Origin of the sequence: Rheinheimera tangshanensis (assembly GCF_014645135.1) — a bacterium.
Taxonomy (GTDB): domain Bacteria; phylum Pseudomonadota; class Gammaproteobacteria; order Enterobacterales; family Alteromonadaceae; genus Pararheinheimera; species Pararheinheimera tangshanensis.
Genome location: NZ_BMLH01000003.1, coordinates 307,920 through 332,747, shown reverse-complemented (window position 1 = coordinate 332,747; position 24,828 = coordinate 307,920). Strand labels below are relative to the sequence as shown.

The window sequence follows — 24,828 nt, the reverse complement described above, 5'->3', positions numbered from 1 at the left end:
CAATACTGTCTGACTTTATCTTACCTTTGTGTACGCCAGAACTGTACCTGTAGATGTTAAGGTTTTTATTAGTCGCCAAAATCCGTAGTGCGTTATTTATTCTTTTCTGTTGCCTCTTTTTTCAGTCAGACCTTAAAACAAAGGCCTTGCAGCGGGGTTTGACCTGCTTCATCAGAAGTTCGGACAGAACCCAATGTGAAGTTTCGACATATTTAGTTACAACTTCAGTCTGTGTCTGGCAGATAAATAGCTAAATCATCTATACCCATTCCAGAAAGTTCTTTTGGGGACTTCTGTAGCTTCGTTATGGTGGAGATGACCAAGATTTGGTTGTTTTTTAGACACATCATTGTCATCACGATGCAATAGAGTGTGGTTTTAAACCTAAAGTAATTCAGGAAGGAAGCGGCTATGAGTATCAGTAAACAGTATTTAAAAACGAAACCCGTCTGCAAAGTCACTTTTACTTTTGCAGGTCATCAGTATCCGCAGGCTCAAACTGTCGCTTTGGCGGGAGACTTCAACAACTGGGATCCCGTAGCTGTGTTGATGAAAAAAACTAAAACGGGTGATTTTACTGCCAGTTTAAATCTGGACAAAGAGAAGCAGTATCAGTTCAGATATGTGGTAGATGGGCAAACCTGGCTGAATGATGAGCAAGCTGACGCTTATGTGCCAACTCAGGTCAGCTATGAGCAAAACTCAGTCGTGCAGTTGTAAAAACGAACAGGGAGCAGAGTAAAATCAAGCTCAACGGCTTCATTTTGCTCTGCTCCCCATTGATCAATTAACGTTTTTCCAGCACCAGACAACCTACGGAGTAGCCTGCTCCGAAGGAGCATAAAATGGCTTTTTCGCCGGATTGAATACCTTCTTTATGTTTATGAAAGGCGATAATAGAGCCTGCTGAGGCTGTATTGGCATAAGTATCCAACACCAGCGGAGCTTCTTCAGGCAAAGGATCTCTGCCTAAGATTTTCTTGGCCGCAAACAGATTCATATTAATATTGGCCTGATGCAACCATAAACGTTTTAGATCATCCGGATTTACAGCTAAACGCTGCATCTCATTTAAAATCACATCCGCTACTATCGGCAGTAATTCTTTAAACACCTTACGGCCTTGTTGTTTAAAAAACGGCGCTTCAGGATCAGTTTGCGGATGGCAATGTTCGGTATACCCCACATCACAACGGATATTATTAGAAAATTCAGTTTTTAAACTCATGCCGAGAATGCGATACGCATTCTCTGAAGTGACTGTATCTTCGGCTTCAATAATAGTAGCGGTGCAGACATCACCAAAAATAAAGTGGCTGTCGCGACTGGTGTAATTCACTTGGGGTGAGGCAAATTCAGGATTGACCACCAACACCACTTTGGCCATACCACCACGAATGGCATTCACCGCATTGCTAATAGCAAAAGTAGCGGATGAGCAAGCCACGTTCATATCAAAAGCATAACCTGTTGCGCCCAAAGCCTGTTGCAGTTCGATAGACAAAGCCGGATAAGGCCGCTGCATATTAGACGCAGCACAAATAACCAGATCGATATCTGCGGCCGTCTTACCGGCTTGTGTCATGGCCTCCTGCGCTGCAACTATCGCCATCTCCACCATTTCAGGGTGCTCGTCTTCGCCACGCTTAGGGAAAACCGGCATCATCACGGCTGGGTCTAAGATCCCCTCTTTGTGCAACACATGGCGGGATTTGATGCCTGAGGCTTTTTCAATAAATTCGCAGCTGGAATACTCCAGTGCAGCCAATTCGCCTGATGCAATCTCAGCAGCATATTGTGCGTTAAATAAATCGACATACTGATTAAAACTGGCCACTAACTCTTCGTTGGTGACAATTTCGGTGGGAGTAAACAGGCCTGAGCCGCTGATCAGCACATTTTTCATTCAGAATACCTTTGTCATAAATGCAACTTCTTTTGATGAGTTGCTACATTGGTGGCTATTCTAGCTTAATACGACCACGACCTGCCGAGATTTTTTATCCGCTCAAGGCTGCTGGATCACGACAGTGCTGGCGACTTTATCTTGTATCGCTTGTCGGTTTGGATCCCATAAAATCTGCGCAAACCCAATCAGTCCTGTTGCAAAACCTGCGCCGTAACCGCCTTGCCGGCTAAAGGAGGCCCACAAGGTCAAAGGCTGGTTATCCAGTTGCACCACACGAATACCAGTCAATAACTTGCCTATGGTCTGGCCGTTATTCCAACTGACAAAAAAGGTAAAATAAACCATAGCCCAACCATAACCCAGGCCAAAGTCGGCCAGTATGCCTTTGACCCATTTGATCAGGCTGTAATCTGAGTTTTTTAGCTTCTCCAAGATTGAAGAGGATTCTTCGTTGACAGCTTCAGTTGTAGTAACGACGGGCTCCGCAGCCACTACTTTGGGTTCTGTTACATACTGATCCAGTAAAGCACGTTTTTCAGCACCTTTAAGCTCAGTGATATCCAACACCTCATTCAGCAAATCTCTCTGGTGTTCAGTTCTGACTCCAGTCTCTTGCAGCTCAAGCGCCAGCTCTTTTATCTTGTCTTCGACGCATCTGTCATCACAGGCTTTGCTGGACAACTCTATCGACACTTTAGCCAGTTCAGCACCTGCATGCGGGGTTAAATTCATGTCTGAGGCTGAGGTCCTTTCCTGCTCCTGTTCTTGCACCAGCTGTGGCGCCCAGCTTAAAGTCCCCAGCATAGCCAGAGTTGCAAACACCATCAGCAACAGATGATTGCTGTTGTGGGTTTTGTATCTGTTCCAGCATAAATACAGCATAGTGGGTAACACAAATATCAGACTGGCCGATGCCAGACCGCTGATAATTAAGCCGTCTATACCCATGGCAACCCCACGACGCAGGGGTTTGGCCAAAGGCTGGCCTATCAGCTCATCAGCCACAAAAAAGGCATGAGGCGTGACTATTTGCCGAACTTCTTTTTTGGTCAGTTGATGGCCCGTCTCGTCGACAAAAGTGTCGGGCGCAACTTCTCTGATATCCTGATGGTCCGGCTGTTCGTGCTGCATTAAATTTTCCGTAAATGCCTGATGAATAAACCACTTTAATCAGTTCGTCTGGCCTTTTCAATGCCGCTTTGATAAATGCCGGATGGCGCCGCTTAAACCGTCTAGCGTCATGGCATACATCTGGTTTTGCATCAGTTTTTGCAGTATCTCAATGGAGTGATAATGGCTCCACCAGGCTTGCGGCTGTGGGTTGAGCCAGACTGCATTGGGAAAATGCGCCAACAAGCGTTTTAACCAGACTTCGCCGGATTCAGGGTTAAAATGCTCGACACTACCGCCCGGATAAGTAATTTCATAAGGGCCCATAGTGGCGTCCCCCACAAAAATGACTTTGTAGTCACTATGATAAGTCTGTAACAGTTGAGTAATAGACACCGCATCGGCACTACGTCTTTGATGAGTGCGCCATACCTGTTCGTACGGGCAGTTATGAAAGTAAAAAAACTCCAGATGCTTAAATTCAGTGCGGGCGGCAGCAAATAGCTGTTCGCATTCATGAATATAATCATCCATAGAGCCGCCTATATCAAAAAACATCAGCACTTTGACGGCATTATGCCGCTCCGCCTGAAACTTTAAATCCAGCCAGCCTGCTTGCTGAGCTGTGGCTTTAATAGTGCCGTTTAAGTCCAGTTCTGTGGCTTGTCCGGTACGGGCAAAACGCCGCAATTGTCGCAGTGCCAGCTGCATCGCTCTGTGATTCAGCTCAGCGTTCTGATCAAAATCTTTAAAATCACGCTTATCCCAAACTTTAACCGCCCGGCGCTGACCACTGCCCTGCTGTCCAACTCTAATACCTTCAGGGTGAAAGCCATAAGCACCAAAAGGGGAAGAACCGCCTGTGCCTATCCATTTATTGCCGCCTGCGTGTTTTTCCTGCTGCTCTTTTAAACGTTGCTTAAATTGCTCCAGCAACTGCTCCAGCCCACCTAAAGAAGCCAGTTTGGCCTTATCTTCGTCACTCAACTGCCGAATCAGTCCGGGCAACAGCCAGTGGTCAGGAATAAGCGAGGCTAAATCCAGACTTTCAACGCCTTCAAAATACTCTGCAAAAGCACGGTCAAATTTGTCGTACTGGCTTTCATCCTTGATCAGACACAAACGCGCCAGCAGATAAAAGTCATCTGTACTTGCAAATATAAGTTGCTGCTGCAGCGCCTTGAGTAAATCCAACAGCTCGGTGATGCTGGATTTCAGACCGTATTTTCGTAAAGTTAAAAAGAACGAAATCAGCATATCAACGGCCAGCGCGACGAGCCATAAAGGCCAGTTTTTCCAGCAAAGCGACATCTTGCTCATTTTTCAGTAAGGCGCCATACAACGGCATTAAACCGCCCTGGTGCTGTTTATCCTGCAATACCGAAGGCGCTATTTGTTCGGCCAACAAAAGTTTTAACCAATCCAGTAACTCAGAGGTTGACGGCTTTTTCTTCAAAGCGTCTACCGCCCTTAAGTCAAAAAACACCTCTAACGCGGCTGTTAATAACTCGGCCTGTAGTTTAGGAAAATGCGCCAGCACTATTTGAGTTAAGGTGTCTTTGTCCGGAAAGCGGATGTAGTGGAAAAAGCATCGACGAAGAAAAGCGTCTGGCAATTCCTTCTCGTTGTTGGAGGTGATCACTACTATTGGTCGTTGTTTTGCAGTGATACGTTCTCCTGTTTCGTAGACATCAAAGGACATCCGATCGAGCTCATGCAATAAATCGTTAGGGAATTCAATATCAGCTTTGTCAATTTCATCAATCAGCAACACAGGGCGTTGTTCTGCGGTAAAAGCAGTCCAGAGTTTACCCGGTTTGATGTAGTTGCTGATGTTGGCAACCCGCTCACTGCCCAATTGGCCATCACGCAAACGCGATACTGCATCGTATTCATACAAACCTTGCTGAGCTTTACTGGTGGATTTGATTTGCCAGTTAATCAAATCAGTGCCTAAGCTTGCGGCTAATTCTTCTGCTAAGCGGGTTTTGCCAGTACCAGGTTCACCTTTGATCAATAAAGGTTTTTCTAAGGTCACTGCAGCGTTAACGGCCAGTGCCAATTCAGGAGATAAAATATAGTGTTCTGTGCTTTGGAAAATCATCTGTGATTACTTCTTTTTTAAAGGACAGGCTTAAGATGGGAATATCTTATATCAAATCTTTTCTTTCGTTTTAACAAGGCGCGGGTATTCTTATACCCATTCATCAAACCCTGAAGGTTTTTTATTATGTCAAAGATCTATGAAGATAACTCACTCTCTATTGGTAACACGCCGCTGGTGCGCTTAAAGCGTGTCACTTCAGGTGCCAATGTATTCGCCAAAATCGAGTCCCGTAACCCTAGTTTTTCTGTGAAATGTCGTTTGGGTGCGGCGTTAATTTGGGATGCGGAGAAAAAAGGTCTGTTAGGTCCAGGTAAAGAAATTATCGAACCTACGTCTGGTAATACAGGTATAGCTCTGGCTTTTGTTGCTGCCAGCCGTGGTTATGCTTTAACTCTGACCATGCCTGCGACCATGAGCTTAGAGCGCCGCAAGCTGCTGAAAGCTTTAGGTGCCAATTTAGTGCTGACTGAAGGCGCGAAAGGCATGAAAGGCGCTATTGAAAAAGCCAAAGAAATTCTGGCATCAGAGCCGGATAAATATGTGTTGTTACAGCAGTTCGAAAATCCGGCCAACCCACAAATTCACTTTGACACTACAGGCCCAGAGATCTGGAACGACACAGATGGCAAGGTTGATATCTTCGTGGCTGGTGTAGGCACAGGCGGTACTATTACCGGTGTCAGCCGTTATATTAAACAGGAGAAAAAACACCCGCTGATTAGCGTGGCAGTGGAACCTGTGGATTCACCGGTGATTACTCAGGCGCTGGCTGGTCAGGAAATTAAACCTGGTCCACATAAAATTCAGGGTATAGGCGCAGGTTTTATTCCGGGCAACCTGGATTTATCCGTCATTGATGCGGTAGAAACTGTCAGTAATGACGATGCCATTGCAATGGCGCATCGTCTGATGAAAGAAGAAGGTATTCTGGCAGGCATTTCTTCAGGTGCAGCAGTCGTTGCAGCCAAACGTCTGGCAGAAAAACCAGAAAATGCTGGTAAAAACATTGTGGTGATCATTCCAAGCTCCACAGAACGTTATTTATCAAGCGCGCTCTTTGCCGACTTCTTCACTGAAAGCGAATTACAAGCTTAATCAAGTATTTAGAACTATAAAAAGGCTACTTCTGTGGCCTTTTTCTTTACTTTTGCTACGGAGTTCCCCAGACTGTAGGTTGTTTATTTCATTTGGGTAAAACGAATGCAAAAAATTTTAGCACTACTTTTTTCATTGCTGCTGTTCGCCTGCTCTGAAGATGGTCCCAAAGTAAATGCCGATTTAGGCTCACCCGAATTTGCTGCCGGTGAGTTTTTTCATTCGTTGTACACTACTAAAGATTTAGAGCGTGCCAAAGCGCTGAGCACAGAATCTTACGCCCGTATTCTGGATGCGTACGGCAATACCAGAGGCGTGGTACGCACCTTATACAACATGAGTTTTGATGAAGTGGCGATCAGCATTGACCGCACCGGCAAAAACCTGCGTGAGCAATATGGTAACCATGCCGAAATCACTATGTTGTTTGAAGGCAAAAGCAACGGCAATAAAAAAATAGAGCTGCGCATTGTTAAAATGGTAAAAGAAGATGGCCGCTGGCTGGTGGAAGGGGTCAAACCCAATCCTTATTCACGAACAGACGTCTGATAACCTTCTGACGTGAAGCTGCAGCATAGTTGACTTCAGGCTATAGCCCCAGTCACAGAGCTAAACTCTGCTGCTGGGGTCTCAATCACTTGCCGCCTCCCTGCAGCTTCAACCAATGTGGCTATGCTGCAGGTTACCCTCTAAAAAACTGCTGGATCACCTTTTGACAATCTGGTCCTTGTAATAAACGACTAAAATCCACCAGCTCCAGCGCTATCGTCTGTTGTACAGCACCGCCTGCTTTCATCAGTCTTTTACTGCTTTGCACCGCATCTGTTGGTAAGGCTGCCAGCTTCCTCGCCTTATTCAGGGCAAACTCCAGCACCTCTTCTTTTGCCACCAATTGATTTACCAAACCTATACGCCAGGCTTCATTGCCATCTATAGCCTCTGATAGCAATAACAGACTGCTGGCACGCTGGTGGCCAATCAGCAGAGGCAACAACAGGCTCGACCCCGCTTCAGGACATAAACCCAACTGGGTAAAAGGTAACTGAAAACGGCAATCAGCAGTGCTGTAGACCAAATCACAATGCAGCAACACCGTAGTACCAATACCTATCGCCAAACCTGCCACAGCAGCGACTACAGGTTTTGGAAACTTCGCCATTTCATACAAAAACATCACTGTTGGATGAGTGTCATTGAGCTCACCACTTTGTAGAAAATCTGCTAAATCATTGCCCGAGGAAAAACACTCTGCAGAGCCTTGCAACAGAACGACCTTGACCGCATCATCCTGCGCCGCTTGCTGCAATTGCTGCACCAGTTGCTGATACATCTGCTTGTTCAGCGCATTTTTTTTATCCGGCCTGTTCAGAGTCAGGCTTAACACGCCATCCTCTGTCGATACTTTAATACTCATGTCCTGATCCTTTTTGCTTACTGACCCGCTGCAATGCCTTCACGCCTTGGATCGGCAGCACCTTCCAAACGGTCTTTTTTAATCTCTACAGCATGAATACCGCTATTTAAATCGGCTAATTTCGGTTGGTATCCCAGTTCTAACAATGCCGGCACCAGCTGGCTTAAGTTGGTATTTTGCTCCAGCACTAAGCCATCATTTCTGTGAGTAAAACGTGGTAAGTTGGCTGCTTGTTGCGCATCCATGTCCCAGTCAAGCACAGCTACCAGATTTTGTGCTACGTAGTTAATAATGCGGCTGCCACCCGGTGAGCCTGTGATGTAGACCAAGCTGCCGTCTTTATCAAACACCATCATAGGAGCCATTGAAGAGCGAGGTCTTTTCTTCGCTTCTACTCTGTTGGCCACCCAATAACCATCTACTTTTGCTTGCAATGAAAAATCGGTTAGCTGATTATTCAGTAAATAACCATTCACAAATAGTCCTGAGCCAAAAGCATTTTCAATGCTGGTGGTCATACTCACTGCATTGCCTTTACTGTCCACTACAGATAAATGGCTGGTGTTAGCAAATTCAATGGCGTTGCCTGATGCCAAAGGTTCGGCGCCTTGCGGCTGACCAGCGACAGCTGCAGCGCCTTCAGGAGCAGTCAATAAGCCAGCTCTTTGCTTCAGATAATCCGCTGCCAGCAAGCCCTGAACCGGCACTTTGACAAAATCCGGATCAGCCGCAAAACGTTCTCTGTCGGCAAAAGCTAATTTACCGGCCTGACTGATCAGATGAATAGCTTCTAACGAATTGGGTTTGAGTTTCGCCAGAGGGTAATGTGACAACATCCCCATCATTTGCAGTACAGCTAATCCCCCTGAGCTTGGCGGTGCCATGCTGCAAATTTTAAACTCCCGGTAGGGAATACAAAGCGGCTCACGCTGTTTTGGCTGATACGCCGTTACATCAGCAAGGGTGATATTGCCAGCATTCACCGTGGCCTGCTGCACAGCTTCAACTAAAGCTTTTGCATTATCGCCCTGATAAAAAGCCTGACTGCCCTGTTTGGCAATTTTTTTCAGTAAGGCCGCGTAGTCGGGGTTTTTACGCACAAAACCTGCTGGCAACCACTGACCTTCGGTTTTGAAATAGGCGGCACTTAAGGCAAATTTATCCAGCCCCGGATTCCAATTGGCTTTAAGTAAACCCGCTAATCGGGGCGATACCGTAAAACCCTGCTCCGCAATTTCAATAGCCGGAGTAAAAAGTTCGGCCCATGGCAGTACACCATGCTGTTGATGCGCGAGCTCCAATGCCTTGATCACCCCAGGCACACCCACAGATTTACCACCAACAAAAGCCTCACGCCAGCTCATCAGCTTGCCGTTTTGCATGAATAAATCAGGTCCGGCGGCCGCAGGTGCAGTTTCACGGCCATCAATAGAAGTTAAGCTGTTTTTTTGTTTATCCCAGTGCAGTAAAAATAATCCACCACCAATACCTGAACTTTGTGGCTCCACCAGGCCCAGCACCAGTTGCATGGCTATAGCTGCATCGGCCGCACTGCCCCCTTTAGCAAGGATCTGTTCGCCAGCTTTTACCGCCAAAGGATTTGCAGCAGAGGCCATATAGTGCCTGGCTATGACCAGTTGTTTTTGTTCTATAGCCGTAGTGGCTTCAGGATCAGTAATAGCGGCAAATAAAGCGGAGCTACTAAACAGCAAGGTCGCTGCCAGAGCCCAACATTTGGGTTTCATTGTTATCATTGTTTTTCCTACCTACGACAGACCTTCACCTTACCTAGTCGGGCCAGTTGGATCAATGACTGAAGCTGTTTTTCACGTTAAAAACCTTGACCTGAAGCGACGAATGCTTTTGCATAGCAGCAGTTTGATCAAGCACATGATGGTACTGATGAATTTTCGCGCATTGTCTTCTTTCCAGTTCGGCCTGCTGGCTTTTTTTTTGCTACTGGTCGCCCTGCATTTTCTGCCTGAACAGTTGCGCTCTGTGCTGGAATACCACAGAGCTCAGCCGGAACAAATCTGGCGCGCTTTGACTGGCCATTTGCTGCACAGCAACCATTGGCATTTAGCAATGAATCTGGCGGCTTTGGTGTTGACGCTGATGCTGCATCAGCTTTACTACAGCCTCAAATCCTTTACCTTGCTGCTGATCTTTGGTTGTCTGGGTATTAGTGTTCTTTTGTATCTGCTAAGCCCTGATATTCAAATTTATGTCGGTTTATCTGGCTGGTTACACTGTTTTATTACTGTGGGAGCGCTGCTTGATATCAACCATAAAATTCAATCCGGCTGGCTTATTTTATTCGGCGTATTTGCCAAAGTAGCTTATGAGCACTACCAGGGGCCAGATGCAGAACTGGCCGCTTTGATAGAGGCGAATGTAGCGATAGACGCTCATTTGTATGGGGTGGTCTGTGGTTTGCTACTTGGCCTGCTGTTTGTGCGTCTGATTAACACAACGCCTTTAAAAAATCAGCCTCAGCTTTAAAATGCATCAACTCACCGCTTTGTGGATGAGTAAACTCAAGTTCAGCAGCATGCAACATTAAACGACTGCTTTGTTGGTGCTGCGCGGGCTTTGCATAAAAAGGATCACCTAAAATTGCGTGCCCTATGCTTTGCATATGCAGCCGTAATTGGTGTGATCGCCCTGTCACTGGCTCCAATTGCACCAAAGAGGCCTGATGTTCAGGTAATTCTTTCAGCACCTTATAGTGAGTCACCGAGGCTTTACCATCCGAACTGATTTTATACAAAGGCCTGTTGTCCGGATCTGCAGCTATGGCTTTATCAACAGTACCAACGGGAGGATATGGCACACCTGAAACCACAGCCTGATAGAGCTTTTTTGTCCCCCGGCTTTGGAACTCTTTACTGATGGTCGATAAGGCTTTTTTAGTCAGAGGCAATACTAATAAACCTGAGGTGTCATAATCCAGCCGATGTACCACAGCAGCATTTGGAAACTCCTGCTGGACACGGCTTATCAGGCAATCCTGATTTTGTGGGTGGCGACCTGGCACAGTGAGCAAATGCGCAGGTTTATTCACTACCAACAGGAATTCGTCCTGATACAGCAAAGTCCAGGCCTCTTTTGTGGCGGGTAAAATCGCCAAATCATCAATAGCAGTTTTCATCGACCAAATAACTAGATACAAAGTGAAGGCTAGTATGCCAGAATTGGGGCTATAACTGCAGTAGCTAATCTGTACTAACCATCTGTATGAATAAGAGTAAGTGGATGCAACGGCCTTTTGTGTATAACCCACCAACTAATCCCGTGCTGGATATTTTGTATCTGGATAAAGACATCTTGGTTGTAAACAAGCCCAGTGGTTTATTAACCAATCCTGGCCGCAGCGCAGAGATGCAGGATTGCCTGTTAAGCAGGGTGCAGCAGCAGTTTCCATTAGCCCAACTGGTGCATCGCCTTGATATGAGTACCTCAGGTTTAGTGGTCTTCGCCCTTCGTCGTAAAGCTGAAGCTGCGTTAAAACAGCAGTTTGCCTCGCGCTCTGTGAAAAAAATCTATCGCGCCCGGGTCTGGGGTCAGATAGCTGAACAAGGTATGGTCAACGCACCATTGCTTGCGGATCCAACTCAGCCGCCGCTACAAAAAATCTGTCAGAAAACCGGTAAAGCTGCGCTTACCTATTTTCAGCGGTTAAGTTTTGACGGTCAAAGCAGTTTAGTGGAACTCAGACCTGTGACTGGACGTTCGCATCAGTTGCGGGTGCATATGCAAAGCCTGGGGCATCCGATTTTAGGCGATGCTTTTTATGCGCATGACGAAGCATATGCCGCTGCGCCGCGTTTATTATTGCAAGCCTTGTGTTTAGAAGTGTATCAGCCTTATTCATCGCAATTATTACGCTTTGAACTTGAACCAGATTTTGATTAAGTAAAAATGGGGTCAACTGACCCCATTTTCATTGGTATTGCTCTGTTACAGCTCTTGTTCAAATAAACGGAAGATGCGTTTGTACTCATCCAGCCAGCTGCTTGGCTGACGGAAACCATGTGGCTCGACCGGATAAATTGCTGTCTCAAAATTAGCATTTTCATGCTCAATTAAACGCTGTACCACCCGCACTACATCCTGAAAAAACACGTTGTCATCAACCATAGGCGCATTGATCAACAGTTTGCCTTTTAAACCTTCAGTAAAGTAAATAGGCGAGCTACGACGATACGCTATAGGGTCAACATCTGGTGTGTTCAGAATATTTGAGGTGTAACCATGGTTGTAATAAGCCCAATCGCTGACAGGACGAAGTGCTGCACCGGCTTTAAACAGATCCGGTTGGGTAAACAGCGCCATAAAGGTCATAAAGCCGCCATAAGACCCACCATAAGTACCAATACGTTTTTCATCTACATGAGCATTGGCCACCAGGTATTTCACACCATCCACTAAATCCTGAGTCTCAGGCGTCCCCATTTGACGGTAAATAGCGGTACGCCAGTCACGGCCATAGCCTTTTGAGGCACGGTAATCCATATCCAGAACCACATACCCTTTTTGGATCAGCAGGTTATGGAACAAATATTCACGGAAATAACCAGACCACCCCAAATCACTGTTTTGCAGATACCCTGCACCGTGGTTAAAAATCACGGCACGGCGTTTTTCGCCTTGCTGATAATCTTTAGGCAAGTAGAGTTTGGCAAATACCGGTTGTTTACCATGACTGGACGGAACTGCAACAACTTGTGGTGCCGCCAGATTTAGTGCGGTCAGTTCTTTAGATACGGTATAGGTTAACCGAGTCACTTTCGCTTTAGGTTTGTTGTCCATCAGGTACAACTCTGGTGGTGTTACAGAGTTAGACCAGGTCAGCAGCAGCTTGTTTTCATCCGGCGATAACTGGTAATCGGCCGAGCCTTTTAAAGCCGTCATCTGTTCCAGTTGACCGTTATTTAACGCCACACGATAAATTTCATAAATACCAGGATGGCTGACGTTACCTTTGAAATACAGGTACTGATCGTTTTTCGATAGATGCGGGTTGCTGACTTCAAAAGTACCGGCCGTCAGTTTTTTCGCATCGCCATTTAAAGCTTTGACATACAAATGCGCATAACCTGACTCTTCGGACAGGTAATACAAGGTCTCTTTCTGGCTTAACCAGCCAAAGTCGTTAAAGCTGTAGTTGATCCAGGCCTCGTCATGCAAACGGTGCTGACTCACCAGTCTCTTCCTGGCAAAATCGACAGTCGCCAGCCAGCGGTCTTTGTTGTCCCAGGCTTTGAGCATTACGGCAACCTGTGAACCTGAGTTATGCCACTGAATAGCGGACTGGTTCCAGCTCCAATCATTAATCAGCTCAATAGCACGAGGCGCCTTCTTCGACTGATAGGTTTTGCCTTGTGCTTTGGCATTTTCAGCTTTTACCGCCGCTAATACATCTTCATCAAAGCCAGGCAAGGTATCAAACTTCAGTTCTGTGGCTTGTTGAGTTTTGACATCCACTAAAAACAGCTGATGAGATTGAGGTTTCTGATCCGCCACACGACGACGCACCTCCTCTGCTGCGATCTGGCCTGAGGCCGTAATGTAGTTTGGCATAATGTCGGTTTTATCACGCCATTCAGCTTTGTCCGCGAGCGCAACCAAAAGCATATCGCCTTTAGGTGACAAACTGGCTGAAGCTATACGCTTGGTTTTATCCAAATACACCGCAGGTTGTGCCAGAGCCTGATTTTGGCTAGTTAGTAATTGCTGCTGTTCAAATTTCTCTGTTTTGTTTTTATGGGTCAGCGCAATAAACTCTATCAGCTTGTGTTGCTCCTGAGCCATATAAGTGTCTGGCACTTTGGGGGCAGCTGGCTTCTCAGCATTTTTTAAACTAACAAGTTCAGTCAATGCGCCTGTATTCAAATCAAGCACCTGATAAGTCCAGCCTGAACGGAAGACCAGTCGACCATCAGCTAAAAACTGTACTTCATCATAACGGGTCGAACTGCGCGTCACCTGGGTTAACTTGCCCTGATGCTTTACAAATACATTCCCTTCAAACAAGTAAGCCAGCGACTTACCATCCTGACTATAAACAGTCCGTGCTGACCCCATTAAATGCCAGTCGGCCATAGGTACAGTGGTAGTGACAGCACCCTGCTCTGCCTTTACGCTGTACCAGTCACGGATTTCAGAGCCCTGGCGTTTTTGCTGAAAATACAACTGACTGTTGTTATCGGCCCAAAAAGCACCTTCAGCAGGACGACCCAACCAGTCCGGATCTGCCATGATCTGTTCCAGAGTCAAAGGCGCATGAGCCGGATTTTCCGGGGCTTTGACGCTAACAGGACTGAGTTGATAAGTTTGAGGTTCCGCTGCCACAGCAGAACCTATGACACTTGCTGCGACAAAAGCCGCTATTAACCATGGTTTTGTTTTCATTGATGTTCTTTTTTAGTGGTGGTTGTCAGCTCTTTATACAAAGAAACGTATCAAAGACCAAGAGCAGTCGGCGGCTGTTAGGTTTAATGGTGGCTGGCAGGCGATGAGCGGTGTTAAAGAATGAGGGATGAAGCCTGTGAAACATTTCACAGGCTTATCAACTAAGCGTATCTAGTTCATCCTGAACCACCAGAAAAGCCCGGCGCCAATCAACACCAGCAGCAGGATCAACAGACTGCCCCAGGGGCGTTTTTTCTCCGCAAAAGGGTCGGTTAAACTACGTTTCGCCCCAGCTGGTAAACGGGCTAAGCCAGTTAAAGCGGCGCCAAAAGGTACATTAATTTTTGCTCTGGTATTCACAGCCCAGCCATTGGCATCCAACAGCGGTCCCAGATTACGCCGGCGTAAAGTTAAAAACGCCATCAACATGGAAGGCCCTGAAATCAGTAACAATACCCCCAATATCACCAATGGAATTTGCCACCATAACAAGGAGAACAATCCCGACATGACCGCCGCAAGGGCTGTACCAATAGCACCAACGGCCAACCCCATAGCCGCAAAGATACCGGCAAATTTGGCAATATCAAAACCAGCTACAGCAGCTGGCGCCGCAGGCGCTGCTGGTGTGGGTGCGGCAGCAACAGTAGTCACTCCAGTGGTAGTTTTAGCTTCAATATCTTTATCACGCGACGCGGCGAACTTTTGCAGCTGAGCTTCAATAAAAGCCGCTACTCGTTTATAAGGTGACCAGAAGGCTTGACCAATACTGACAGGCTGAACCACCACTTTAGTGACCATAGCTCGCCAATCACGGCCTTGTCTGTCATAAAATACACCATTGCGACCGGGCACCATCAACTCATCAACATCCCCTCCAGTCAGTGCCGCTACTATGTGTAAAGGCGCTTCACCTTGTCTCTCACAGGTGCAATACACCAGATAACAACCACTAAAAGGCGCCATAGTCGCATGACGTGCCATATCTGAGACTTTGAGTACCAGCTCACAACTGCGTTGATCCAGATACAAAGTACCGATCTGAAAAATAGCTTTGTGTTTACTCTGATAAAAGTCGCTTAAAGAGACGAAATTACGCAGCAAAGTGACTAAATCTCGCTGATAACGCACCAGACGTTCTACTGCATCCACATTATCTGCGAAAGTAGAAGCTGCAATATCTTGTGCTATCAAAGCTTCAAGCCGTTCTTTGCCATCACCTGAGACTATAGCCTGCAAACGATCCAACTCCAGTTGGTGCACTTTGGTGTCGGGCTTAGCGGCCTGCCACGCACACCATGGTTCTAACTGTTCGCAGATCTGCTGCCACTGCTCTGCAGTCAAGTGCCCGGCTTTGTGTTTGCCTTTTGCCGCTAATAAAGGTTCAACCACCCTTTGTTTAAACTCTGTGATAGCAGAGGTCCAGGCCGGGTTAATGCCTTCTCCCAAAGGCAAAGGCGACCCTGCTGTAACAGCAGCTAAAGGTAAAGCTGCCACATCTGCATCAGCACTACTGATGGCTTTATTACTTAAAACGTCATAGACAGCAACTGCAGGATTGAGAGCATCCGCAGCGCGATGGTCAAAAGCGGCCAATTGGCAACGAACAAAAAAGTCATCTACTTTGGCTTTCACAGCGTCAAAAGCAGCCACTGCCGCTGCCATGTTATCACCCAGAGGACAAAACTGCGGATCATCAGAGCCTCCTGCCGCATGCCACTGCACCACAGCCTCAACTTGCTGATAAAAGGCATTTAAACTATCGCTGTGAATACCTTCACCGCCACTGCGATCCGGCTGTCCACCCTGAGTTTGAATAATTTCAGTAATAAGTTGCGCTAATTCAGCATCGGCAGTCAATTCAGCCATGACTACGCCATCCCCATTAAAATGATGAGGAGAAAACAGCAGCGTCATATCGGCCAAATCCGAAACCTGCAACGCATCAGCGTCAGTTTTACCCACAATTTCCAGTACCCGAAGTGCCGCTGCTCTGAGGTTCGCACCTTCAGCATCCTGATCATGGATAGCGGCCAGTGGTAAGCCCGGCGCCTGAAACATAATGTCCGCGTCCTGCAAACGCTCACAGCACCAGCGCACCGCAGCCAGAATTTCAGGTACACGGATTTGACCGTCACCATCGGTATCTAATAAGGCTGCAGTGCGGTTATCAAATTCAAGGCCAGTGGTAGGGCAATTCAGGACTGTCCAGAGTTTTGGATCCAGTTCATGCAAGTGCTGCAAGTCTGCTGCAGAATCCAAAGCTACCTGGTCAAAACCACCGGAACGAAAAAAACGCCATTTATGTTGAGACTGAAGTGTTGCCAAAGTTTGCTCTCCCTGAGGCATAAGTTTCACCTAGCATAATTCACAGACGAGTCATATACCAAACTCTAAGTAGAGAAAGTCTATAAAAAACAATAGAAAAGTGGATGTAAAAAAGGCCCCTTGAGTAAAGTGGCCAAAGCTTGCGGGAACGAAAACGGCTTGATGGGTTAACTATGCAACTATCAGGCTGCTACAGCTGGCGCTAACTCAGCAATACGAGCTTTTGCTGCAGTCAAGGCTTTTTCCGCGCTTTCAGGCCCCATATTTAAGCCTTCAGCATAAATAAAGTTTAAATCTTTTAAACCGATGAAATTCAGGAAAGCGCTGACAAAGGGCGTTTGTGAATCCATCGCTGTCCCCTGATAAAAACCACCACGAGTTGCGAAAATAAACACTGGTTTGTCTTGCAACAGACCTATTGGGCCTGTTTCGGTGTATTTAAAGGTGATGCCAGCACGAGCCAGTCTGTCAAAGTAAGCTTTTAACTGGCTTGGCACACCGAAGTTGTACATAGGTACGCCGATCACAATGGCATCAGCCTTTTGAATTTGAGCTATGGCGTTATCCGACAAGGCTGCTAAAGCTTTTTGCTCATCAGAACGATCAGACTCAGGTGTCATCCAAGCCCCCATTTCTGCCATAGTTAAATGAGGATAGCTGTCTTGTACCAAATCCAGTGTTTCTGTGCTGAAACCTGCAGGTAAAGATGCTAAAAACTGTTGGCTTAATTGTGTTGATTGGCCTTTGTCGCCGCTGATAGAACTGTTAATTACTAATACATGTGCCATGGTAGTTACTCCTGTCTGGTGAATAACAGCAGAATAACTTTAATTTTTTAGATAAAAAATCAGAATAAATCAGACAAATCTTTCTATTTTTTAAACCAATCTAAAACTAAATCTTCAGCGTAAAAGTTTGCATCTACTAAACGATACAGACAGGATTGGAATAATGTTGGATCCAACATCAGTTCAAAGGCATGATGGTAGTACTTATCAGAGGCCCAGTATTCAAGGATCTATGTCAGTTCAACCACAAGACAATGCGCAGTGGGAACAAGCTTTAACTTTTATTGCAGTAGACCGCGATAAACAAGCCTACTCGCAATTATTCAGCTACTTTGCACCACGGCTAAAAGCCTTTGGTTTGAAAATGTTCGGCAACGAACAACAAGCGATGGAGATGGTGCAGGATACCATGCTGAACGTATGGCAAAAAGCCCGGTTATTTGACGCAAGTCGCGGCTGTGCCTCCACCTGGATTTTTACCATAGCCCGTAATGTACGTTTTGATATGTTACGTAAAAAACAAAGCCGCAAAGACGAATTGAGTGCGGACGATTTGTTTTTTGACGGTGACTACCCAGAACAGGAAGGCACAGATAGCAACGAATGGGATTTATGGTTGCTGGCTGAAAAAGTAGCTCCCCACTTTGCAAAGCTGCCTCCGGCACAACGTGACGTGATGGAAAAAGTGTATTTAGAAGAGAAATCGCACCAGGAAGTATCGGAAGAGCTGGCTATACCTTTGGGAACAGTCAAGTCACGTATTCGCCTTGCGTTAGACAGATTAAGAGAGGCTATTGATGATCCACGCAGTTAAACATCACCCGGCTCTGGAATTGCTGGAACAATACATCGAAGCCAGTCTGGCTCCGGAATTGAGCCTGGCGATAGCTGCGCACCTGGATTTATGTCCGCATTGCCAGCGCATAAAAATGGATTTGGAAGCTGAGGCTGGAACCGCACTTGCCAGCTTACCTGAAGAACAAGCTGCAGAAACAGAGTGGCAGCAGATGCTGGACTTTATCACGGCGCAACCAGAAGTTGTGGCCCAGATGCAACAGCGGCAGCCCTTTGCACTGCAAATTCAAAACAGTGAAATATTAGTACCGGCGTCGCTAAAACCTTTGTTGCACAATAAGTTAAAGTGGCTTAATTTGGGTGGGATCAGTACAGCAAAACTCGCAGGCGAAGACCAGCACAATGTGTCCTTGTTGTATATTCGCAAAGACAGCGAAGTACCACAGCATACACACCTTGGTTTGGAAATTACCTTAGTACTGAAAGGTAAAATCTATGACGAGTCGGGTTGTTATGGCGAAGGTGACTTATTGATAAATACACCGGACCATACACATACTCCACGTACCATGAGCGAAGATTGTTTGTGTTTGTCAGTGTTAACTGCGCCACTGAAGTTTAAAAAAGGCTTAACCCGCCTATTAAACCCATTGCAGCATCTGTTTTATTAAATAAATTGCGGCTTCCAACGACAAAGGGGCTCACCTAAAGTAGTTGGAGTTGCAGCGAGGCGACAAGGGATTGAGACCCCAGGAGCATAGTTTACCTATGCGACTGGGGCGAAAGCTCGAAGTCAACAAAGCTGCGGCTTCAAATACGAAGGGTAATCAGGCTAATAGCGCGACTCCACCCTTTAAATTAAACACCAAATCAAACCCAGCTCTATTCAGCACTTTTGCTGCCAATAAACTACGATTACCAGAACGGCAGACCAGCAACAAGGGCTGAGGGGTAGCAGTCTGTTGCTCGGTAACCTGCTGCACCAGTGCAGATAAAGGAACTTCCTTACAGACTAAATCAGGTAAGTACACAGACAAAGCACCTGCGGCTTGTTCATGGGGTTCACGCACGTCCCAGATTTGTAAGTTGGGGTGCTGTTGTATCAAGGCAGCGATCTGATGTTTATCAATCACAGCGGTCGCATCAGAAGCACAGACTTCCACTACCCCACAAAAATGCCCGGCCTGTTGTTGCAACCATTGTGTCTGACGCTGTAAATCGCTTAACCACAACTCTGGTGTAGCTTCGGTATGTAGTACCTGCTGCAATACAGGCTGCTCCTGCAGCATCAGATCCCAACGGGTGAAAAAACGCTGGGCATAATCATGGCTGGACAATAACAAGGTATGAGATTCAAGTTTCTGATCTAAAGCCCTTAAACTCAGACGAAAGGCCTTTGTGTCTCCACCTGGCAGATCCAATCGTCCTGTACCACCTGGCAAAATAAAATCGCCGACAAAAGCAAATTTTTGCTGATGGTGCTGCGTGACAACAATAGTCACAGCTTCAGGACTATGGCCCGGCGTAGCCAGACTTTCCAACTGATAAGCTCCCATTTGTAACAGCGGTGCGGCTAGAGGCCAACCCAGCACATCGGTCGGTACCTTATCCAGTAAATCAGCTAATAAGGTCGCCAGCTCAGGCCGCGCTGAGGGATGATCTTTATGTACATGGGTATCTAAAATAGCCCGCACTTTGAACTGATGTCCCTGCACCAACTGAGCAATCCGGCTGGCCAGAGGCAACACAGCGTCGATAATAATGACTTCCGAGGTGTCAGCTGATACCAGTAAATAGCTGCATAAATCTTCATGTTTTAACTGCACTAAACCAGTCACTGGCTGCAGCTCTGTACTGCTGGCATCACTTAACACCAGACAACAGGAGTTCACTACAGTTTTTAATGCCAAAATAGCCTGACAAGCCTGCTGACACTCCCCCACAGTCATTGCAGGGCCAAAAGATAAACGAATCGCGCCCTGACTACGCCACAAAGGTAAACCCATAGCGTTGAGCACAAAGCTGGTCGGAATTTTAGAGCTACAAGCCGAACCCGAGCTGACCCGAATACCTGCAGCGTCAAACAAATCCATAATGTCTTTGCTGGCAAAACCCGGTACAGAAAAGTTGATGGTGGTAGGTACTATATAAGGTTTGTCGCTATTAAGGACTAAATCAGGAAACACACGACGTAATGCCGATAGCAGTTGTTCGCGGTAAGCCCAAAGTTGTGGCTCTGACTGAAAAACTGAGTCCTCTTTTAATTTCAATTGCTGAAAAATCGCTTTTAATGCAGCAATACCAGGCAAGTTTTCCGTTCCTGAACGTAAACCACTCTCCTGACCACCACCGGCCAGCAGCGGCTGATAAGGCGTGCCTTCGCGCACATATAAAAAGCCAATACCTTTGGGCGCATACAGCTTATGGCCACTAAAAGGTGCGTAGTCTATCGTCATGTGCTCAAGCTGCAATGGCATTTTGCCAAGCGCCTGCACGCAATCCACCATCCACAGCACTTGCGGCGCTACGCTACGAATAAGTTGCTGTAAAGCCACTAAATCCTGCTTTACACCGGTTTCATTATTCGCTGCCATAGTGCAAATCAGCAACGTATTCGGCAGTTCAGTGCGGATAAACTCAAAATCCAGTACACCATGTTGATCCACAGGAATAGCTTTAATCCTGGCGCCTAACTGTAATACATGATTCCAGTGTTCCAGGCTCTGAGGCACAGCTTTGTGTTCAGTCGCACCATAAAGCAAAGTATAAGCTGGGCCCGTTTTGCCGGACATTCGGGCATGCAACAAAGCGGAGAAAATAGAACTTTGAATGCCTTCAGTCGCCCCTGAAGTAAAAACAATATCGCCGGAACCTGCGCCAACGAGCTGACGAGCCAATTGTCTGGTGGTTTCCAGCTCGACCTTGGCTTTAATACCAGTACTGTGACTGCTGCTTGGATTGCCAAAACACTGCTGCATCGTATGTTGCACGGCTTGCGCTGCACAAGCCAACACAGGAGTTGTAGCATTATTATCCAGATAAATTTCTTGAGGTCGCACAGCAGGCTTTTGCATCAGTTACACCATATAACTAAAGGTTATAATATATATAGTAACATGATAACCAGCACCACCTGATGTGGCAAGGCTGCTGAAAAGCCTTCATCAGCCTTATAGTAAAAAACCGCCATGACGGCGGCTTTTTACAACTTAGAATTTATTCAATTAAATCTTTTGGAATTTGTGAGCGTAAACCTGCCCAAATTTTACCGCTCTCTTTACCGTACTTACGTACTGCAAATACTACCTCGTCATGTTTACCTGCTTCAGCATATTGCTTTAACTGGTGATAATACTGACGGGCTAATTCACGGGCTTCAGGAGAGGAGAAATAGAAACGGGCAATTTTGTTATACAAACCGCGGAAGCCATTTAAAATCAGCACATAGATACGATTGGATGAATGCAGCGCCATTTCATGGTTTAAGTTGTAGTCAAAAGCCGCAAAAGCTTCGGCTGTGTCAGCTAAATCTTCAGCACCGGCAAAAGACGCAATCACCTGTTCTTTATGTGTCTTAATAGCACCACGAATATAAATAGCGCTGATGTTGGTACGGGCAGACAGCAGCTCATCGACCAGTTCCGGCATCCGCTCTTCATCTAAACGGGCTAGCGTTTCCAGAATATTTAAACCTGAGGTTTCCCAGAAGTTATTCACCTTCGTTGGTTTGCCGTGCTGAATGGTCAGCCAGCCATCACGGGCTAAACGTTGTAACACTTCACGTAACGTAGTGCGGGTAACTCCTATCAGCTCTGACAATTCACGCTCAGCTGGTAAAATGGACCCTGGAGCAAATTTGCCATTCCAGATAGATTCAACAATATATTCTTCAGCAAAACCAGCTGGGCTTTGCGCTTTAATCAAATTCATAGTCATGCGGAGAGACCCGTTGTCATTATTATAATGTCAGATAAATGGCACTGATTGTACCAGAGACAATCCAGTTAACAAGCTATGGATTAAAAATAGCTGTTCAGCGTACTGTGGGTTGTCTTTCCACTGTTTTTGCCTTAGATTGACCGACTTATAGTTTTGTTTTATCAAACAAAGGGATCCGAATGTTATCCAGTCTGGCAAAATGGTCAAAACAACGATCGGCATGGCTTGTGTTAGCGCTGTCAGCCACGGTGTTGTTAGGTCTGGCGTTGTACTTTCAATATCAGATGAATTTACAGCCTTGCATGTTGTGTGTGTATGCCAGAGCGGCATTAACTGGTGTGATACTGGCAGCACTGGTTGCCCTGATATCACCGACCAACGGTTTATTACGCTGGATAGCTTTGTTCACTTTTAGCGCAAGTTCGGTTTGGGGAGTGATGATCACCCACGAACATATAGGTGTCGAAGAGCTGGTGCAGTCCGGTGGTCTATACACCTGTAGTTTGTTTCCTGAGTTTCCACTGGGTTTGCCTTTAGATAAATGGTTTCCGGAAATCTTTAACCCTACCGGTATGTGCGGTGATATAGCATGGCGCTTTATGGATTTCTCTATGCCGGTTTGGACAAGAGTAATTTTTGTCGTCTATACCCTGCTATCACTGATGTTAATCTTCAGCCAGTTTAAGAAGAAAAAATACAATCCTTACGACTAAATTCGACATCTAAAGAAAAAGGAGCTCACAAGCTCCTTTTTCTTTATAAAAACAAACGATTAACTAACGATAGCTAAAAGTTCTACATCAAAAACTAAAGTGCTGAATGGAGCAATTTTGCCACCAGCGCCACGCTCACCGTAAGCCAGGTTATGTGGGATAGTTAAACGTAACTTGGTGCCAACAGGCATCAATTGCAGCGCTTCAGTCCAACCAGCGATCACACCAGAGACAGGGAATTCAGCAGGCTGACCACGGTCGTACGAGCTGTCAAACACAGTACCGTCAATTAAAGTGCCGTGGTAATGCGTGCGCACTGTTGACGCTTTAGTTGGCTTTTCGCCTTCACCTTGCACTAATACTTCGTACTGTAAACCTGAAGCAGTCACAGTCACGCCTGGTTTTTTTGCATTTTCAGCCAGGAAAGCTTCACCAGCACCCGCTAAGGCTTTGGCTTGTTGTTCCTGTTGTTGCTGCATACGCTGGCTGATCACCTGGAACGCAGCACCAATTTGCTCATCAGAGACTTCTGGCTCATCACCCTGGAAAGCAGCAGCTAAACCTGCGGCTACCGCCAGAATGTCTAAACCGTCAAACGGGTTGTCAGCAAGTTGCTGACCCATTTGCAGACCTATGCCATAACTGGCGTGTTGCTCTAAGCTGGTAAATTTAGTAGACATAAAGTTCACTTGTAGTTTGGCGCACAAAGCGCGTGGTAGAAGCGCAAATCAAATTCGGCTTCAGTTTCAATCTGATGCAATATCAGATCACGAAAGTTGTTGTAGCTGCTGCCATAAACCTAACACCAGCTGTTGATCCTGCTCCGTCAGTTCACCACCCGCAATCGCCATGCTCAGACTTTGCTGCACTGACTCTGCAAGTTCAGCTTGCTCAAATGGTTGCTCCGTCAGCTCTAACCGCCCGACGGCTAGATCAAAATGGCCACGTAAGTAACCACCGGCAAATAATTCATCATCACTGGCTTTTTGCACCATTGCATCTAAAAACTGGGCAACCTGCTGAATATAGGCCTGAACGTCCTGCATTTTTACTCCTCCAGACCTAGTCTGTACATCACGTAATCATTATAGCCGACCAGTACAGGCAAAAGCCCTTGTAACTGCTGATCAAGGCTTGCATCACCGGTATCGGCTAATAAAGGCCGGCCGGCAAGTTGCTGCAATTTAGTTTTAGTGGCAACTAAACAAATATTAGCGCGCCCTACTGCGCGAATAACCGCAGGGCTTAACTGCTGATTGCCCCGGCCAAACACATGACCCTGGCCACCTATTAAGGTGATCACCAACTTGCTGGGATAATCCTTTACCAGCTCAAGTAATTCTGTGGCTGTAACGTCAGATGCAATCAACTCACCATTCTCCACTACATCCACACCTAATAAGGTGTTGGGCAGGCCGAGTTCTTTCATCACAGCGGCTACTGTGGAACCTGAGCCCATCACATACCGCACATTCTCTTCCATTTCGCTTGCTATATAAGCGGCTAAATCATCCAGCACCAGCTCTTCGGATTCTTTACCACCGTTTTTTACACTTTGAATATATCGAAGCTCAGCCGGGATACGCATTTCACCAAAACGTTTGGCGCGCACTATGCCCTGGCGAAAGGCGGTTTCGTCTATATCCATCACTGCAGCTTCGGTTAAGGTGACCAACTCGCCTTTGACCAGCTGAGCTATGACTTTACCAGCAGCAGAGGGGCTAATGGCATACACTCCGGAGTGAATTTTACAACCTGCTGGCACACCAAGTACTGTCGCTCGTTCGCCGACCGCTGCACAGATATTGCGGGCTGTGCCATCGCCACCGGCAAATAACAATAAGTCTACGCCTTGCTCTGAGATAGCAGTAGCGGCTTGTTCTGTATCTTCTGCCGTGGTTTGACTGAACTGAGGGGTGTAACAAATCTCAAACTGAAAACCTAAAGAGGCCAATAGATCAGCGCCCATAGCACCGGCAACCGTCAGGATCTGCAGCTGGTCTTTCAGAGGCAACAGCGACTCTAACGCCAAGGCGGTTTTATGTTGCGCCTGCGGCACAGCCCCTAATGCCAAAGCTTGTTCTACGACACCGTCGCTACCTTTAAGCGCAACAGCACCACCTACTCCAGCTACAGGATTGATAATTAAACCTAAACGAAACAGACTGGCCACACTACCCTCTACAGCGTAAAAAAAACGCCGCATTGTAGCCTTT

At 46.5% G+C, this 24,828-nt stretch carries 23 protein-coding genes; 8 read left to right on the top strand and 15 right to left on the bottom strand.

Translation table 11 applies throughout. The annotated features are described in order from the left end of the window. The first annotated feature begins 411 nt into the window (after positions 1-411). Positions 412-720, top strand: a complete 309-nt coding sequence (locus IEW88_RS08785; protein WP_053425978.1) for an isoamylase early set domain-containing protein — start codon at positions 412-414, stop codon at positions 718-720. 67 nt (positions 721-787) lie between these two features. On the opposite strand, the gene IEW88_RS08780 is transcribed toward IEW88_RS08785, so the two are convergent. The 4 genes from IEW88_RS08780 to IEW88_RS08765 form a co-directional block, all read right to left on the bottom strand. Then, a complete protein-coding gene (locus IEW88_RS08780) occupies positions 788-1,906 on the bottom strand; it encodes a beta-ketoacyl-ACP synthase III (RefSeq protein WP_147903690.1) in 1,119 nt (372 codons plus the stop codon). A gap of 102 nt (positions 1,907-2,008) precedes the next feature. Further along, positions 2,009-3,040, bottom strand: coding sequence for an RDD family protein (locus IEW88_RS08775; protein ID WP_221411384.1), 1,032 nt, complete (start codon positions 3,038-3,040; stop codon positions 2,009-2,011). 57 nt (positions 3,041-3,097) lie between these two features. Continuing rightward, a complete protein-coding gene (locus IEW88_RS08770; protein ID WP_229670411.1) occupies positions 3,098-4,330 on the bottom strand; it encodes a vWA domain-containing protein in 1,233 nt (410 codons plus the stop codon). Next, positions 4,278-5,123, bottom strand: coding sequence for an AAA family ATPase (locus IEW88_RS08765; RefSeq protein WP_053425982.1), 846 nt, complete (start codon positions 5,121-5,123; stop codon positions 4,278-4,280). Before IEW88_RS08765 ends, IEW88_RS08770 begins: the two co-directional genes overlap by 53 nt. A gap of 126 nt (positions 5,124-5,249) precedes the next feature. On the opposite strand from IEW88_RS08765, the gene cysK reads away from it, so the two are divergent. Beyond that, a complete protein-coding gene (gene cysK, locus IEW88_RS08760; RefSeq protein WP_147903692.1) occupies positions 5,250-6,221 on the top strand; it encodes a cysteine synthase A in 972 nt (323 codons plus the stop codon). A 105-nt stretch (positions 6,222-6,326) separates the two neighbouring features. After that, on the top strand, positions 6,327-6,770 hold the full coding sequence (locus tag IEW88_RS08755) for a hypothetical protein (protein ID WP_147903693.1): 444 nt from the start codon (positions 6,327-6,329) through the stop codon (positions 6,768-6,770). A gap of 133 nt (positions 6,771-6,903) precedes the next feature. Here the strand turns inward: IEW88_RS08755 and IEW88_RS08750 are convergent, their stop codons facing one another. Next, positions 6,904-7,635, bottom strand: a complete 732-nt coding sequence (locus IEW88_RS08750; RefSeq protein WP_147903694.1) for an enoyl-CoA hydratase — start codon at positions 7,633-7,635, stop codon at positions 6,904-6,906. 17 nt (positions 7,636-7,652) lie between these two features. Continuing rightward, positions 7,653-9,389, bottom strand: coding sequence for a gamma-glutamyltransferase (gene ggt / locus IEW88_RS08745; protein ID WP_221411385.1), 1,737 nt, complete (start codon positions 9,387-9,389; stop codon positions 7,653-7,655). 148 nt (positions 9,390-9,537) lie between these two features. On the opposite strand from ggt, the gene rrtA reads away from it, so the two are divergent. Further along, complete coding sequence (gene rrtA, locus IEW88_RS08740; protein WP_229670409.1) at positions 9,538-10,137, top strand: rhombosortase; 600 nt, start codon at positions 9,538-9,540, stop codon at positions 10,135-10,137. On the opposite strand, the gene IEW88_RS08735 is transcribed toward rrtA, so the two are convergent. Further along, entirely contained in the window at positions 10,100-10,786 is a 687-nt protein-coding gene (locus IEW88_RS08735) for an RluA family pseudouridine synthase (protein ID WP_147903695.1), read from the bottom strand. The two genes, rrtA and IEW88_RS08735, sit on opposite strands and share 38 nt — an antisense overlap. A gap of 104 nt (positions 10,787-10,890) precedes the next feature. Between IEW88_RS08735 and IEW88_RS08730 the strand changes: the two genes are divergently transcribed. Next, the gene (locus IEW88_RS08730) at positions 10,891-11,550 is read left to right on the top strand and encodes an RluA family pseudouridine synthase (protein WP_147903696.1); all 660 of its coding nucleotides are present in this window, start codon (positions 10,891-10,893) and stop codon (positions 11,548-11,550) included. A gap of 45 nt (positions 11,551-11,595) precedes the next feature. On the opposite strand, the gene IEW88_RS08725 is transcribed toward IEW88_RS08730, so the two are convergent. The 3 genes from IEW88_RS08725 to IEW88_RS08715 all read right to left on the bottom strand — a co-directional run bounded on the left by IEW88_RS08725 (position 11,596) and on the right by IEW88_RS08715 (position 17,165). Beyond that, the gene (locus IEW88_RS08725) at positions 11,596-14,049 is read right to left on the bottom strand and encodes a S9 family peptidase (protein WP_147903697.1); all 2,454 of its coding nucleotides are present in this window, start codon (positions 14,047-14,049) and stop codon (positions 11,596-11,598) included. Between the two features lie 171 nt (positions 14,050-14,220). Continuing rightward, positions 14,221-16,377: a hypothetical protein gene (locus IEW88_RS08720; protein WP_229670407.1), complete on the bottom strand. Its 2,157-nt coding sequence runs from the start codon at positions 16,375-16,377 to the stop codon at positions 14,221-14,223. A gap of 182 nt (positions 16,378-16,559) precedes the next feature. After that, a complete protein-coding gene (locus tag IEW88_RS08715) occupies positions 16,560-17,165 on the bottom strand; it encodes an FMN-dependent NADH-azoreductase (RefSeq protein ID WP_147903699.1) in 606 nt (201 codons plus the stop codon). Positions 17,166-17,397: 232 nt separating this feature from the next. On the opposite strand from IEW88_RS08715, the gene IEW88_RS08710 reads away from it, so the two are divergent. Next, positions 17,398-17,979, top strand: coding sequence for a sigma-70 family RNA polymerase sigma factor (locus tag IEW88_RS08710; protein WP_147903700.1), 582 nt, complete (start codon positions 17,398-17,400; stop codon positions 17,977-17,979). Continuing rightward, entirely contained in the window at positions 17,963-18,631 is a 669-nt protein-coding gene (locus IEW88_RS08705) for a ChrR family anti-sigma-E factor (RefSeq protein ID WP_053426083.1), read from the top strand. Before IEW88_RS08710 ends, IEW88_RS08705 begins: the two co-directional genes overlap by 17 nt. Before the next feature lie 156 nt (positions 18,632-18,787). Here IEW88_RS08705 and IEW88_RS08700 read toward each other — a convergent pair whose 3' ends face one another. Further along, positions 18,788-21,034, bottom strand: coding sequence for an aminotransferase class V-fold PLP-dependent enzyme (locus tag IEW88_RS08700; RefSeq protein WP_147903701.1), 2,247 nt, complete (start codon positions 21,032-21,034; stop codon positions 18,788-18,790). A gap of 142 nt (positions 21,035-21,176) precedes the next feature. Beyond that, on the bottom strand, positions 21,177-21,896 hold the full coding sequence (gene fadR / locus IEW88_RS08695; protein ID WP_053424722.1) for a fatty acid metabolism transcriptional regulator FadR: 720 nt from the start codon (positions 21,894-21,896) through the stop codon (positions 21,177-21,179). 182 nt (positions 21,897-22,078) lie between these two features. Here fadR and dsbB point away from each other — a divergent pair, with 182 nt between their 5' ends. Then, a complete protein-coding gene (gene dsbB / locus IEW88_RS08690) occupies positions 22,079-22,612 on the top strand; it encodes a disulfide bond formation protein DsbB (RefSeq protein ID WP_147903702.1) in 534 nt (177 codons plus the stop codon). 59 nt (positions 22,613-22,671) lie between these two features. Here the strand turns inward: dsbB and bamJ are convergent, their stop codons facing one another. The 3 genes from bamJ to IEW88_RS08675 all read right to left on the bottom strand — a co-directional run bounded on the left by bamJ (position 22,672) and on the right by IEW88_RS08675 (position 24,818). Further along, positions 22,672-23,292, bottom strand: a complete 621-nt coding sequence (gene bamJ / locus IEW88_RS08685; protein ID WP_053424724.1) for a BamJ family beta-barrel-assembly machinery protein — start codon at positions 23,290-23,292, stop codon at positions 22,672-22,674. A gap of 87 nt (positions 23,293-23,379) precedes the next feature. After that, positions 23,380-23,658 carry a YfcL family protein gene (locus IEW88_RS08680; protein ID WP_147903703.1) on the bottom strand — a complete coding sequence of 93 codons (279 nt, stop codon included), beginning with the start codon at positions 23,656-23,658 and terminating at the stop codon, positions 23,380-23,382. A 2-nt stretch (positions 23,659-23,660) separates the two neighbouring features. Further along, complete coding sequence (locus IEW88_RS08675; protein WP_221411387.1) at positions 23,661-24,818, bottom strand: ATP-NAD kinase family protein; 1,158 nt, start codon at positions 24,816-24,818, stop codon at positions 23,661-23,663. Positions 24,819-24,828: the final 10 nt, after the last annotated feature.